This window comes from Vibrio sp. A8-1 (genome assembly GCF_013048685.1).
GTDB lineage: Bacteria > Pseudomonadota > Gammaproteobacteria > Enterobacterales > Vibrionaceae > Vibrio > Vibrio metschnikovii.
Window position 1 is genome coordinate 69,049 of record NZ_VHTC01000002.1, and the last position, 14,637, is coordinate 83,685.

The window sequence follows — 14,637 nt, forward strand, 5'->3', positions numbered from 1 at the left end:
GGTTTAGTCTTCTAGCTCAGCTAAGCACATTTCTTCGTATACTTGCTGAACCCAAGCGGTCACACGTTGCTCGGTCAACTCTGGTTGACGGTCTTCATCAATGCATAGACCAACAAAATGATTATCATCGACTAATGCTTTAGACGCTTCAAACTCATAACCTTCCGTTGGCCAATGACCAATAATCGTTGCGCCTTTGGCTTGAATGATGTCTCGAACGGTGCCCATAGCATCACAGAAATACTCTGCGTAGTCTTCTTGATCACCACACCCAAAAATAGCCACGAGTTTAGTCGAAAAATCAATGGCTTCTAATTCAGGGAAAAAATCATCCCAATCACACTGTGCTTCACCATAGTACCAAGTGGGAATGCCAAGCAGTAAAAGATCAAAGTTATCAATATCTTCTTTACTACTTTTCGCGATATCTTGTACGTGAACCAGTTGTTTGCCGAGTTGTTTTTGAATCATTTTTGCAATAGCTTCGGTGTTACCTGTATCGCTACCAAAAAAGATACCTACACTTGCCATAGAGTCTTTACCTTTAAATCAATCTGCTTGCGCGAACTATACCACTGTTATTTGTTAAAGTTAATCCACCTATTGACTTTCAAATTTCCCTTAACTTGTTATGGATTAAGCGCTTTAGACAATAAATTTACGAATCGCACGGAGCACTTCTGCTGGTTTTTCAGCATGTAACCAGTGGCCAGTATTGGCGATAACATGTGCTTTGGCGTGGCTAAATTGTTGCTGGATAGCGGGTTGATGCTCTGCCATTAAATAGTTTGAATCTGCCCCTTTAATAAATAAGGTCGGGGTTGAGTTACAGGCAATCGGTTCCCAACCAAGAATATTCCAGTAGTTGGCTTTAATCGCAGGTACATTAAATCGCCAAGTCATGACGCTATCTTGGTTGACCAAGGATTTCCCCAGAAATTGGCGAACGCCTTCCTGATCGATATGCTGGGCTAAAAGGGTCATCACTTCACTGCGAGAGGACGGTTTTTGTTCTAAAACCGCATCGAGACCATCGATCACCTGTTGATGACGATGCACGGTATAGGCAACGGGTGCCATGTCTAGCACGATTAACCGTTGAACGATATCGGGGGCAAGATCGGCTAATTTCATCGCTACTTTACCGCCCATGGAGTGACCAATGATCGTCGCTTGAGTGATAGCCAACTCGGTGAGCAGTTGATCGACATCGCGCGCCATTAACGCGTAGTTATGTTCTGAAGCGTGAAACGATTGTCCATGGTTACGCAAGTCAATACTCAGTACCTGATGATCGTGTTTCAGATCTCTCGCGAGTAGTCCTAAATTGTCCAAATTACCAAATAAACCATGGATCAGAACGACGGTGTGACCCTCACCTTCTAGTTTGTAATTAAGCAGTGCTGACATTTTATCTTATTAGTAATGGGTTTAACGTAGAGTATCGGTAAAGATCTCGCTATAATCCCCCAGAGTTTAAACATAGAGATTGTGAAAAGCGAATGAAAACAATTGAGGTTGATGAAGATCTATACCGTTATATTGCCAGTCAAACCCTACATATTGGTGAGAGCGCTTCCGATATTTTACGTCGCTTATTGAAGGTTGATAGTCAGCGTTTTTCGGCGATGCCTGCTATCACTGCTCCTAAAGGGTTAGTGGTCAGTAAAGATGCGGCTCAAGAGACAAAAGTTGATAGCGTTAAGGCGATGCGCGAGTTACTGATTTCAGATGAATATTCTGCACTGAAAAAAGCCGTTGATCGTTTTATGTTAGTCCTATCCACACTCTATCGTATCGATCCAGCGAGCTTCTCTGATGCCATGATCGTTAAGGGACGCAAGCGAGTTTACTTTGCTGATAACGAAGCGACGTTGCTCGCGAACGGGCAGACGACGAAACCAAAAGCTATTCCAAATACGCCGTTATGGGTGATTACGAATAACAATACCAGCCGTAAACAGCAAATGGTTGAGCAAGTGATGCTGAAAATGAATTTCCCTGCGGATATTATTGAAAAAGTGACCTTGTCTATTTAACGTGGCACGATCAGCAGCGAAAAGTCTGACTAGAACCTCATACTGGGCATGTAAAAATGCGTATTATGAGGTTTTTTATTGATTATTATTTTTAAAAGGATGTCATTATGGCTATGCACCCTCGTGCAGGACAAAAAGCACAGCAACAAGATTTACATAATATTCCGGCTTTAGTTTCTCATTACTACCTTTTACAACCTGATGCGAGTAATCCGCAGCATAAGGTTGAATTTGGTACTTCCGGCCATAGAGGGTCGGCTGATAAATTCACGTTTAATGAACACCATATTTTAGCTATTGCGCAAGCGATCGTTGATCTACGTACTGAGTTGGGTACGACCGGACCTATTTTTGTCGGTAAAGATACCCATGCTTTATCTGAGCCAGCCTTAAGTAGTGTGCTCGAAGTGCTTATTGCCAATCAGGTTGAGGTCATTATTCAACAAGATAACGGTTATACGCCAACGCCGGGTATCTCTCATGCTATCTTGACCTATAACTTGCAACATGCCGATAAAGCAGATGGTATCGTGATCACCCCATCACATAATCCGCCTCAAGATGGCGGTATCAAATACAATCCTACCCATGGTGGACCCGCGGAAGGTGAGCTTACCAAAGCGATTGAAAATCGAGCCAATCAGCTAATTGCCGATGGTTTGAGCGGGGTGAAACGCGTGGCTATTGTTGAAGCGAAGCATTCACCTTTATTGAAGCAGGTTGATTTAGTGAAACCTTATGTTGACGACTTAGTGAATGTTGTCGATATGGCCGCGATTCAGAAAGCCAAACTGAAGATAGGTGTCGACCCATTAGGTGGCAGCGGAATTGATTATTGGCGACAAATTGCTCAAACGTACGATTTAGATTTAACGTTAGTCAGTGAAGCGATTGATCCTACGTTCCAATTTATGTCACTGGATAAAGACGGCGTGGTGCGTATGGATTGCTCATCTCCCTATGCGATGGCTGGTTTATTAGCACTGAAAGACCAATACGATTTAGCGTTTGGTAATGACCCTGATTATGATCGTCATGGGATTGTTACCCCACAAGGTTTAATGAACCCTAACCATTTTCTGGCGGTTTGTATTGACTATCTTTACCGTCACCGCTCTGCTTGGCAATCTGATGTTGCTGTGGGCAAAACTCTTGTTTCTAGTGCGATGATTGATAAAGTCGTTGCGGATTTAGGCCGCAAATTGTGTGAAGTGCCAGTCGGATTTAAATGGTTTGTTGATGGCTTGTATAACGGTCGTTTTGGTTTTGGTGGAGAAGAGAGTGCTGGTGCTTCTTTCTTACGTCAAGATGGCACCGCTTGGTCAACCGATAAAGATGGGATTATTTTATGTCTACTCGCGGCTGAAATAACCGCGGTGACGGGTAAAAACCCTCAGCAATATTACGATCAATTAGCAGCGAAACATGGTGAGTCGCACTACAGCCGAATTCAAGCTGTAGCCAATGGACCTCAAAAAACGATCTTGAGTCAGCTTTCCGCCGAGATGGTGACCGCTCAAACCTTAGCCGGAGATATGATCACCGCCCGTTTAACCCATGCTCCAGGTAATGGAGCTGCGATTGGTGGTTTAAAAGTGACAACTGATTACGGTTGGTTTGCGGCTCGTCCATCAGGGACAGAAGATATTTATAAAATCTACTGTGAGAGTTTTAAAGGTGCAGAGCATTTAAAACAGATCGAGCATGAAGCGCAAGAGATTGTTAATCAAGTCTTTAAAAATGCGGGATTATAATTAATCATATCTCGAATTTAGCTTAAGACAGGCCATGAATTAACGTTCATGGCCTGTTTTTTATTATGTGGTGGCAGGCCAGTCATTGGGCATAATAAACCAAAATATTCCTGACTGACTTTGGCAATGAACAAAACCTAAGTCTTCACCTTGGTAACGTGGGCTTTGTTTATCTCGGCCCGTTAACCATTGTGGTTTTTCTAATCGATACAAGGGCTCGTCAATCAATGACTGTTGATGTTGATAACACCAATGACCCTGAATTTGAGAAGGATTGAGCGGGTGGCCTAAACATTCGTTGGGTACGGGTTCTGGTTGAAAAGGGTTAGTATAAAGACGACCTTGCATGAGCAAATGGGGCTTCGCATTAGCCCATAACGGATAATGTTTACAAAACGCTTCGTTGCTTGAAAGGGGAAGTTGATGGTTGAGCATATGATTTAACTTGAGATCAAGTCTATCTTCTGCATTGGGCCCATACCAATTCCCTTGATGAAGAAGATAGAATTTAACGGCCACTTCCCAATGTTCGTATTGCTCTGTTTTGCGGTTTTTGGCAATAAAATCAATCGAACCTAACGTTGTGCCTTGTTGATTTAGCTGAATCTCTTCTGAAACGGCGTTATAGCGAGGCGTGGCAGTGAATAGTTGTTGACATAAAAATTGATAAATAAATCCCAGTCGCTGATTACCTTGATAAGTTGGCCACTGCTGATAAGACGGTTGAATGAAAGGAACTTTAGAGACTATTGGCTCTGACCCTTGAAAGAGTGGAGGAGTGGTTACCACCCATTGCATAAGCTGTTTTATATCCATTGTGAGCACCATCTACGGTTACCATTCCGTTTTCGACATTCTAGCCTGAAATTGTTATAAACACGTCATAACAATAGTGTAATGGAACGAAATATGAACAACTTACAGTTAGAAGCGTTGTTAAATGAGATCTTGTCTCCACAATTAGTGAAAGATTACTGTCCTAACGGCTTGCAAGTGGAAGGTAAAGCCGAGATAAAAAAAATCATTACTGGAGTGACGGCGTCGAAAGCGCTCATTGAACAAGCCATTGAGCATCAAGCTGATGCTTTACTTGTCCATCATGGTTATTTTTGGAAAGGCGAGCCAGAAGCGATTCGTGGCATGAAAGGGCAGCGATTACGACAGCTGATTAAACATGACATTAATTTGTTTGCCTATCATTTACCGCTGGATATTCATCCGCAATTGGGTAATAACGCTCAGCTCGCTCAGTTACTTGGGATTGAAGTGGAGGGCGGCCTAGAAGGGCATGCACAATCTGTCGCTATGTACGGTTGTCTCAATCGCCATTACTCTGGTGATGAGTTTGCCCAGCATCTGCAAACGGTACTTCACCGTCAGCCATTGCATATTGCTCCAGAGCAAACGGATAAACCGATTAAAAAGATCGCTTGGTGTACGGGGGGCGGGCAAGACTATATCGAACTGGCTGCTCAGCAAGGAATGGATGCGTTCATCTCGGGTGAGATTTCTGAACGAACTACTTATGCGGCACGAGAATTAAATATTCATTATTTTGCTGCAGGCCATCATGCTACCGAGCGTTATGGTGTTAAAGCATTAGGTGAGTGGTTGAGCAAAGCGCATGGCCTTTCTGTTGAGTTTATCGATATTGATAATCCGGTATAAATAAAAAAAGCGAGAGTCGATCTCGCTTTTTATTGTGTTACTGATTAACTAGGCAAGAACGATAGGCTAGCCTAGTTGGTGCCTCACTTATTGGCGTTCATGTAATGGCACAAACTCACGAAGTTTTTGACCTGTATAAAGCTGACGAGGACGGCCTATCTTGTTGTTGACGTCTGAATGCATTTCATTCCAGTGCGCAATCCAGCCAATGGTGCGTGACATGGCAAAGATAACGGTAAACATGGAGACTGGAATACCGATGGCTTTGAGAATAATCCCAGAATAGAAATCAACGTTCGGGTAGAGTTTCTTCTCAACAAAGTAGGGGTCAGAGAGCGCAATACGCTCAAGCTCCATCGCTACATCAAGTAGCGGATCACTAATATTGAGTTCTTTAAGAACATCATGACACGCTTCGCGCATCACCGTTGCACGTGGATCGTAGTTTTTGTACACCCGATGACCAAAGCCCATTAAGCGGAACGGATCATCTTTATCTTTTGCTCGGGCGACGTACTCAGGAATTTTATCGACAGAGCCAATTTCCTCTAGCATGCGTAAGCAAGCTTCGTTGGCTCCGCCATGGGCTGGACCCCACAGTGATGCGATACCTGCGGCAATACAGGCAAAGGGGTTGGCACCTGAAGAACCGGCTAAACGAACGGTTGATGTTGATGCGTTTTGCTCATGATCTGCATGCAAAGTGAAGATTTTATCCATAGCACGAGCGACGACAGGATTGACTTCATATTCTTCACACGGATTAGCAAACATCATGTGCAGGAAGTTTTCTGCGTAGGTTAAATCGTTACGTGGATAGATAAATGGCTGACCAATCGAGTATTTGTAACACATTGCAGCCAAGGTTGGCATTTTTGATAATAAACGATAAGCAGCAATTTCTCGGTGTGTATCGTTATTGATATCCAGTGAATCGTGATAGAAAGCCGCTAACGCACCTACCACCCCACACATCACCGCCATTGGGTGTGCATCGCGGCGGAAACCATGGAAGAAGCTAGCAATTTGCTCGTGAACCATGGTATGGCGAGTAACGATTTTCTTAAACTCTTCGTATTGTTCACGGTTAGGGGCTTCACCATAAAGAAGGATGTAACACACTTCTAAATAATCAGCATTATTGGCTAACTGTTCGATAGAAAAGCCGCGATGTAACAAAATGCCTTTGTCACCATCGATATAAGTGATTTGAGATTCACAAGATGCAGTGGCAAGAAAACCCGGGTCAAAAGTAAAGTAGCCATTTGAACCTAATTGACGAACGTCGATTACTTGAGGACCTATTGTCCCATCCATAATCGGCAGCTCAATGGGCGCTTTACCTTCAATGTGAAGGGTCGCTTTCTTATCTGCCATAGACAATCTCCTTTGTTTATTATTTAATCCGTCCAGGATGTTTGTGTGTCATTCTTGTACGTCCGATCGTTATTAAAGTCAATTTTTCTCCTCCGATGTGTGCACTTACTTTGATTTTTTATACATATAAAGTTAAAAATCTGTTCTGTGTAGCAAAATTTGTTACATCATTTGTTGTATAATGTTGCCAGCCGTATAAAGGCGTAGCAAATTTTGGTAAAAACCTTATAAATTCAAAGCTCAAAACAATTCAAGGTAAAAATACTCAACCTTGTTGTTAACATTTATTTTACAATTAAGGTGGGCTTATCTTGGCTTATATGTTGATTAAATGTTAAGTTTTGTCGGTTTGTTGCCAAATTTCATTGATAACTATAAATGCTTCAATTAGAGCTGAGTGAGCAAGCCCGTGAAAGAAAGAAAGTCAAGACCGGTTAATCTAGATCTGCAGACTATACGCTTTCCGATCACCGCCATCGTTTCTATCCTGCACCGTATCGCTGGGATCATAACGTTTGTGGCGGTCGGTATATTGTTATGGTTACTGTCCCTCTCTTTGTCATCACCAATGGGATTTATGGAGGCAAGTCATATCGTTAATGGCTTCTTCGTCAAGTTTGTTCTTTGGGGCATCTTAACGGCGTTGGCCTATCATATTGTCGGTGGTATACGTCATCTTCTTATGGATATGGGGTATTTTGAAGAGTTAGAAAGTGGCGCATTGAGTGCCAAGATATCATTGGTAATCACGTTAGTGTTATCAGTGCTAGCGGGGGTATTAGTATGGTAAAGCATGTTTCTTCATTTGGTCGTAATGGGGTACACGATTATCTCTTAATTCGTGCTACTGCAATTATTATGACTCTTTATACCCTTTACGTAGTATTGTTTTGTGCTTTCACTGATATTACCTATTTAACATGGACCCAATTTTTCTCTAGCACTTTCACTAAAGTGTTCACCATGTTGACCTTAGTTTGCATTCTGATTCATGGTTGGATAGGGCTCTGGCAAGTATTGACCGATTACGTAAAGTGCTCAAAGTTACGTAGTGTTTTGCAATTGGTCGTTATTGCCGTGTTATTTGGATACTTTTTCTCTGGCCTATTTGTACTGTGGGGTGTGTAAGTGACTATTCCTGTTCGTGAATTCGATGCCGTGGTTATCGGTGCTGGTGGTGCAGGCATGCGTGCTGCACTTCAAATTTCTGAACAAGGCCTAACCTGCGCCTTGTTGTCTAAAGTGTTCCCAACTCGTTCACACACGGTTTCTGCTCAGGGTGGCATTACCGTTGCTTTGGGTAACTCGCACAAAGACGATTGGCAGTGGCACATGTACGATACCGTCAAAGGTTCAGATTACATTGGTGATCAGAACGCGATTGAATACATGTGTAAAAATGGTCCTCAATCGGTGATTGAACTTGAGCGCATGGGGTTGCCATTTTCTCGTTTTGAAGACGGTTCGATTTATCAACGCCCATTTGGTGGCCAATCGAAAGAGTTTGGTGGTGAGCAAGCTGCTCGTACCGCTGCTGCTGCTGACCGTACGGGTCATGCGTTATTACATACCCTATATCAGCAGAACATTAAGTATAAAACGACGATTTTCTCCGAGTGGTATGCTCTGGACCTAGTGAAGAACCAAGATGGTGCGGTGTTAGGTTGTACAGCGTTGTGTATGGAAAGTGGTGAAATTTGCTACTTTAAATCGAAAGCGACGGTACTGGCTACTGGCGGCGCTGGGCGAATTTATGCGTCAACGACCAATGCGCACATCAATACTGGTGACGGTGTAGGCATGGCCTTACGCGCTGGTGTACCCATGCAAGATATGGAAATGTGGCAATTCCACCCAACAGGGATTGCTGGCGCTGGTGTGTTAGTAACAGAAGGGTGTCGTGGAGAAGGTGGCTATCTATTAAATAAAGATGGTGAACGTTTCATGGAACGCTATGCACCTAATGCGAAAGACTTGGCTGGCCGTGATGTGGTTGCTCGTTCAATGATGATTGAAATCCGTGAAGGCCGTGGTTGTGATGGCCCATGGGGTCCACACATTAAGCTGAAACTAGACCATTTAGGTCGAGATGTTCTTGAATCCCGTCTACCAGGTATTTGCGAATTGTCTCGGACTTTTGCCCATGTTGACCCGGTTAAAGAGCCGATTCCTGTCATTCCTACTTGTCATTATATGATGGGAGGAGTACCGACTCAGGTCTCTGGTCAAGCCATCAAACAAGATAGAAACGGCAAAGATATTGAAGTGCAAGGTCTGTTCGCTTGTGGCGAAATTGCCTCGGTTTCAGTACATGGTGCAAATCGTCTTGGTGGTAATTCATTATTAGATTTAGTGGTCTTTGGCCGCGCGACAGGATTACACCTTGGTGAAACGCTAGCCGCACAAAGTGAAGCTCGCCCAGCAACCGAGTCAGATATTGAAGCGTCATTAGCGCGAACCATGCGTTGGGAAAACAGTACCGGTGGCGAAGACCCAGTACAAATTCGTAAAGATCTTCAACGTTGTATGCAAAACAACTTCTCGGTATTCCGTGAAGGTGATGCGATGGCAACCGGACTTGAAGAGTTAAAAGTGATCCGTGAACGTCTGAAAAACGGACACTTGGCCGATAAATCAAAAGAATTTAATACTCAGCGTATCGAATGTTTAGAGTTAGATAACTTAATGGAAACGGCGTTTTCTACCGCAGTAGCGGCCAATTATCGTACGGAAAGCCGAGGTGCGCATGCTCGTTTCGATTATCCAGAACGTGATGATGCGAATTGGTTGTGCCACTCGATTTACGATCCAGAAACCGAACAAATGAATAAGCGTGATGTCAATATGACGCCGATTCATCGTGATGCTTTTCCACCTAAAGCACGTACATACTAAGGGAGGACTCAATTATGAAACTTAACTTCTCTTTGTATCGTTACAATCCTGATGTTGATAGTAAGCCATACATGAAAGAGTATGTGCTCGACGTCGCAGAAGGTTCAGACATGATGGTGCTCGATGCACTGATCTTACTGAAAGAACAGGACCCATCGATTGCTTTTCGTCGTTCTTGCCGTGAAGGTGTGTGTGGTTCTGATGGCTTGAACATGAATGGTAAAAACGGTTTAGCCTGTATTACCCCGCTTTCGGCTTTGAAAGGCAGTAAAATAGTTATTCGCCCATTACCGGGCTTACCGGTAGTGCGTGATTTAATCGTCGACATGACACAGTTCTACGATAACTACGCCAAAGTGAAACCATTTTTGATTTCTGATGGTGAAATTCCTCCTTCTCGTGAGCATCTCCAGTTACCGGAAGATCGCGCACATTTGGATGGATTGTATGAATGTATTATGTGTGCATGTTGTACAACGTCTTGCCCCTCTTTTTGGTGGAATCCGGATAAATTTATCGGTCCGGCGGGATTGTTGGCGGCTTATCGTTGGTTAATTGATAGCCGCGATACGGCAACAGATGAGCGCTTGTCAAATCTTGATGATGCATTTAGCGTTTTTCGTTGCCATGGCATCATGAATTGTGTAAGTGTTTGTCCTAAGGGATTAAACCCGACAAAAGCAATTGGCCATATCAAGTCGATGTTGGTCAACCGCTCGGTTTAGATGAAAAATTGCAGGCCTTCGGGCCTGCCTTTATAGCTCGGCATAGACCGCAGCAAACGTGAAAACTACTGGTTAAGGGAAAATAATGCACAACGGCGTGATGAAGGCATGGCTCGAGTCTTCACACTTGGCTGGCGCCAATGCAACTTATGTAGAAGATCTCTACGAACTGTATCTAAGTGATCCCGATCTGGTGAGTGAGGAGTGGAAACGTGTTTTTGATGGTCTGCCTATGCAGCCTGATCATGTGGTTGAACAACCACACTCGCGTGTCCGTGACTACTTCCGTCGGCTTGCCCAAGAGACAAAGCATTACAATGTCCAAGTTAGTGATCCTGAAGTCGATGCAAAACAAGTAAAAGTTCTACAGCTTATTAACGCTTACCGTTTCCGCGGTCATGAAGCTGCCCAATTAGATCCTCTTGGTTTATGGAAACGCCCACCAGTGGCGGAACTCGATCCCTCATTCCATAACTTAACTGAAGATGACATGGAAGAAACGTTCAACGTCGGCTCTTTTGCCGTTGGCGCGGATACCATGAAGTTGAAAGATATCTACCAATCGTTAAATAAAATCTACTGTGGCTCAGTGGGTGCAGAATACATGCACATCATTGATACTGAGCAAAAACGATGGATTCAACAGCGTCTAGAGCCTGTATTAGGTCAGCCGACTTTCACTTTAGAAGAAAAGCGTACGTTCTTAGATGAATTAACGGCTGCAGAAGGTTTAGAGCGTTATCTTGGCGCTAAATTCCCCGGCGCAAAACGTTTCTCACTGGAAGGTGGCGATGCGTTAATTCCGATGATGAAAGAGTTAATTCGTCATGCGGGTACTCATGGCATGCGTGAAGTGGTAATCGGTATGGCTCACCGCGGACGCCTGAATATGTTGGTTAACGTATTAGGTAAAAAGCCGCAGGATCTGTTTGACGAGTTTGCTGGTAAGCACGATGAAACGTGGGGCACCGGTGATGTTAAATATCACCAAGGTTTCTCCGCAGACTTCGCAACCCCTGGCGGTGATGTTCATCTAGCGTTGGCATTTAACCCTTCGCATCTAGAAATTGTTAATCCGGTGGTGATTGGTTCGGTTCGTGCTCGTCAAGATCGTCTAGGCGATTCTGAGGGGAGTCGAGTGTTACCAATTACTATCCATGGTGATTCAGCGATTGCTGGACAAGGTGTCGTTGCTGAGACGTTTAACATGTCTCTCGCTCGCGGCTACTGTGTCGGTGGAACGGTTCGAATTGTTATCAATAACCAAGTCGGTTTTACCACCTCCAATCCTCGCGATACGCGCTCAACCATGTACTGCACTGATATTGCGAAGATGGTTCAGGCTCCGATTCTTCATGTTAACTCGGATGACCCAGAGGCGGTTGCCTTTGTTACACGTATGGCGCTCGATTACCGTAATGAGTTTAAGCGTGATGTAGTGATTGAATTGGTTTGTTATCGTCGTCATGGCCATAACGAAGCGGATGAGCCTAATGCGACTCAGCCGTTGATGTATCAGAAAATTAAGAAGCATCCGACGCCACGTAAAATTTATGCGGACATTCTAACTGAGCGCAACGAGTGTGATTTAGAAACCGCGACTCAATTAGTGAATGAGTACCGTGATGCGCTGGATCATGGTGAAGTGGTGGTTAAAGAGTGGCGACCAATGACCATGCATTCTGTGGACTGGTCTCCCTATATTAATCGTGAATGGAATGAAAATTGGGACAATCAATTCCCTCTTGTTCGCCTAAAAGAGTTGGGAGAAAAAATTTGCCAGTATCCAGACAGTCATAAGCTGCAAAGTCGAGTTGAGAAAATATACCATGATCGAATGAGCATGGTTTCTGGTGAAAAAATGCTCGATTGGGGAATGGCTGAAACTCTTGCCTATGCAACATTGGTTGACGATGGTAAACGTATTCGCATTTCTGGTCAGGATTCTGGTCGTGGAACATTCTTCCATCGTCACTCGGTTTTACATAATCAAGCCGATGCCAGCACTTATGTTCCTTTGGCGAACATTCATACCAAACAAGGTCCATTTGAAGTCATCGATTCTGTGTTATCAGAAGAAGCAGTATTGGCTTTTGAGTATGGCTATGCAACAGCGGAGCCTGGCGGTTTAACCATTTGGGAAGCGCAGTTTGGTGACTTTGCTAATGGTGCACAAGTTGTCGTTGACCAGTTTATCTCTTCAGGCGAACAAAAGTGGGGCCGATTGTGTGGCTTGACCATGTTGTTACCTCACGGCTATGAAGGTCAAGGACCGGAGCACTCTTCTGCGCGTTTAGAGCGATACTTACAGCTTTGCGCGGAGCAAAACATGCAGGTGGTGATTCCTTCAACGCCAGCTCAGGTTTATCACATGCTACGTCGTCAAGTGGTGCGTAAAATGCGCCGTCCATTGATTGTCATGTCACCGAAATCTTTGCTACGTCATCCACTTTGTACCTCAAGTATGGAAGAGTTGGCTAACGGTTCGTTTTTACCAGCGATTGGTGAGATTGATCCGTTGGATGCAGCAAAAGTTAAGCGAGTTGTTTTCTGCTCTGGCAAGGTCTATTACGATTTGCTCGAGCAACGCAGAAATAATCAGCAAGATGATGTGGCTATTGTTCGTATCGAGCAACTGTATCCGTTCCCGATTGAAGAAGTACAAGCGGCAATCGCACCTTATACCAATGTCGTTGATTATGTCTGGTGTCAAGAAGAGCCACAAAACCAAGGCGCTTGGTACAGTAGCCAACACAATTTCCGCGCCGCTATTCCTGTAGGGGCGGATTTAAAATATGCGGGTCGACCAGCATCAGCATCACCGGCGGTGGGCTATATGTCGGTACACTTGAAACAGCAGAAAGCGTTAATTGAAGACGCTTTGACCCTAGCCTAAGAACAAGAAGTAAAAGGAAAAGACCGATATGACAGTTGAAATTCTGGTTCCAGATCTACCTGAATCAGTAGCAGACGCCACCGTAGCGACATGGCATAAACAGCCAGGTGATGCTGTCGCTCGTGATGAAGTGCTGGTTGAAATTGAAACCGACAAAGTAGTGTTGGAAGTACCCGCTCCTGAAGCGGGGATACTTGAGTCGATTTTAGAGTTAGAAGGTGCCACCGTGCTGTCTAAGCAGCTACTGGCGCGAATTAAACCAGGTGCCGTTGCTGGTGAACCAACAGCAGACTCGACCGCATCGACAGAGCCGTCTCCGGATAAACGCCATAAAGCCGTACTCAGTGAAGAGTCTAATGATGCGTTAAGCCCAGCGGTACGCCGTTTGCTGGCGGAGCATAATGTAGAGCCCGATCAAGTCAAAGGTTCAGGTGTGGGTGGTCGCATTACACGTGAAGATGTCGACGCCTACTTAGCGAAAAACCAAGCGGCAGCTCCAACAGCACAACCAGTAAGTGCGCCACTACCAGTGGCCGCTCGCAGTGAAAAGCGTGTACCAATGACTCGTTTACGCAAACGCGTTGCTGAGCGTCTGTTAGAAGCGAAAAACAGTACCGCGATGCTGACGACGTTCAATGAAGTCAACATGAAGCCGATTATGGAACTGCGTAAACAGTATCAAGATCTGTTTGAGAAAAAACACGGCATTCGTCTTGGTTTTATGTCTTTCTACGTTAAAGCGGTAACTGAAGCCTTAAAACGCTATCCTGAAGTCAATGCATCAATTGATGGTCAAGACATTGTTTATCATAATTATTTTGACATCAGTATGGCAGTATCAACCCCTCGTGGTTTAGTGACGCCAGTTCTAAAAGATTGCGATATGCTCAGTCTGGCGGAAATTGAAAAGGGTATTAAAGAACTAGCGCTGAAAGGCCGTGATGGTAAGTTGACCGTGGAAGAGTTAACGGGCGGTAATTTTACCATCACTAACGGTGGTGTGTTTGGTTCATTAATGTCAACGCCGATCATTAACCCACCACAAGCGGCAATTTTGGGGATGCATAAAATCCAAGATCGCCCAATGGCGGTTGATGGTAAGGTTGAAATCTTACCAATGATGTATCTCGCACTGTCTTACGATCACCGTTTAATTGATGGTCGTGAGTCGGTTGGCTTCTTAGTGACAATCAAAGAGCTACTTGAAGATCCTGCACGTCTGCTTCTAGACGTGTAATGTTAGTCGGTGAGGGCTTCGTCCTCATCATTAACTCGTAAAAAGC

General features: G+C 44.4%; 13 protein-coding genes. 9 read left to right on the forward strand and 4 right to left on the reverse strand.

Annotated elements, in window-relative coordinates:
* Window positions 1-3: 3 nt before the first annotated feature.
* Window positions 4-531, reverse strand: a complete 528-nt coding sequence (gene fldA / locus FKN93_RS01505; RefSeq protein WP_004394788.1) for a flavodoxin FldA — start codon at window positions 529-531, stop codon at window positions 4-6.
* A gap of 114 nt (window positions 532-645) precedes the next feature.
* Window positions 646-1,410 (reverse strand): alpha/beta fold hydrolase, encoded by a 765-nt coding sequence (locus tag FKN93_RS01510; protein ID WP_040904153.1) that lies wholly within the window; start codon window positions 1,408-1,410, stop codon window positions 646-648.
* Window positions 1,411-1,502: 92 nt separating this feature from the next.
* Here FKN93_RS01510 and seqA point away from each other — a divergent pair, with 92 nt between their 5' ends.
* Window positions 1,503-2,039, forward strand: coding sequence for a replication initiation negative regulator SeqA (seqA, locus tag FKN93_RS01515; RefSeq protein WP_004394790.1), 537 nt, complete (start codon window positions 1,503-1,505; stop codon window positions 2,037-2,039).
* A 107-nt stretch (window positions 2,040-2,146) separates the two neighbouring features.
* Window positions 2,147-3,793 carry a phosphoglucomutase (alpha-D-glucose-1,6-bisphosphate-dependent) gene (gene pgm / locus FKN93_RS01520; protein ID WP_170904305.1) on the forward strand — a complete coding sequence of 549 codons (1,647 nt, stop codon included), beginning with the start codon at window positions 2,147-2,149 and terminating at the stop codon, window positions 3,791-3,793.
* A 63-nt stretch (window positions 3,794-3,856) separates the two neighbouring features.
* Here the strand turns inward: pgm and FKN93_RS01525 are convergent, their stop codons facing one another.
* Window positions 3,857-4,609, reverse strand: coding sequence for a DUF1853 family protein (locus FKN93_RS01525; protein WP_170904306.1), 753 nt, complete (start codon window positions 4,607-4,609; stop codon window positions 3,857-3,859).
* 93 nt (window positions 4,610-4,702) lie between these two features.
* On the opposite strand from FKN93_RS01525, the gene FKN93_RS01530 reads away from it, so the two are divergent.
* On the forward strand, window positions 4,703-5,461 hold the full coding sequence (locus FKN93_RS01530) for a Nif3-like dinuclear metal center hexameric protein (protein ID WP_161438117.1): 759 nt from the start codon (window positions 4,703-4,705) through the stop codon (window positions 5,459-5,461).
* A gap of 87 nt (window positions 5,462-5,548) precedes the next feature.
* Here FKN93_RS01530 and FKN93_RS01535 read toward each other — a convergent pair whose 3' ends face one another.
* Complete coding sequence (locus FKN93_RS01535) at window positions 5,549-6,838, reverse strand: citrate synthase (protein WP_115152656.1); 1,290 nt, start codon at window positions 6,836-6,838, stop codon at window positions 5,549-5,551.
* A 397-nt stretch (window positions 6,839-7,235) separates the two neighbouring features.
* On the opposite strand from FKN93_RS01535, the gene sdhC reads away from it, so the two are divergent.
* The 6 genes from sdhC to odhB all read left to right on the forward strand — a co-directional run bounded on the left by sdhC (window position 7,236) and on the right by odhB (window position 14,591).
* The gene (sdhC, locus tag FKN93_RS01540; RefSeq protein ID WP_040904155.1) at window positions 7,236-7,628 is read left to right on the forward strand and encodes a succinate dehydrogenase cytochrome b556 subunit; all 393 of its coding nucleotides are present in this window, start codon (window positions 7,236-7,238) and stop codon (window positions 7,626-7,628) included.
* Complete coding sequence (sdhD, locus tag FKN93_RS01545; protein WP_040904157.1) at window positions 7,622-7,966, forward strand: succinate dehydrogenase, hydrophobic membrane anchor protein; 345 nt, start codon at window positions 7,622-7,624, stop codon at window positions 7,964-7,966. Before sdhC ends, sdhD begins: the two co-directional genes overlap by 7 nt.
* Window positions 7,967-9,733: a succinate dehydrogenase flavoprotein subunit gene (gene sdhA / locus FKN93_RS01550; protein WP_154170478.1), complete on the forward strand. Its 1,767-nt coding sequence runs from the start codon at window positions 7,967-7,969 to the stop codon at window positions 9,731-9,733.
* A gap of 14 nt (window positions 9,734-9,747) precedes the next feature.
* Entirely contained in the window at window positions 9,748-10,458 is a 711-nt protein-coding gene (locus tag FKN93_RS01555) for a succinate dehydrogenase iron-sulfur subunit (RefSeq protein WP_004394796.1), read from the forward strand.
* Between the two features lie 85 nt (window positions 10,459-10,543).
* On the forward strand, window positions 10,544-13,354 hold the full coding sequence (gene sucA, locus FKN93_RS01560) for a 2-oxoglutarate dehydrogenase E1 component (RefSeq protein ID WP_170904307.1): 2,811 nt from the start codon (window positions 10,544-10,546) through the stop codon (window positions 13,352-13,354).
* Between the two features lie 28 nt (window positions 13,355-13,382).
* A complete protein-coding gene (gene odhB, locus FKN93_RS01565; protein WP_161425577.1) occupies window positions 13,383-14,591 on the forward strand; it encodes a 2-oxoglutarate dehydrogenase complex dihydrolipoyllysine-residue succinyltransferase in 1,209 nt (402 codons plus the stop codon).
* The last annotated feature ends 46 nt before the right edge of the window (window positions 14,592-14,637 follow it).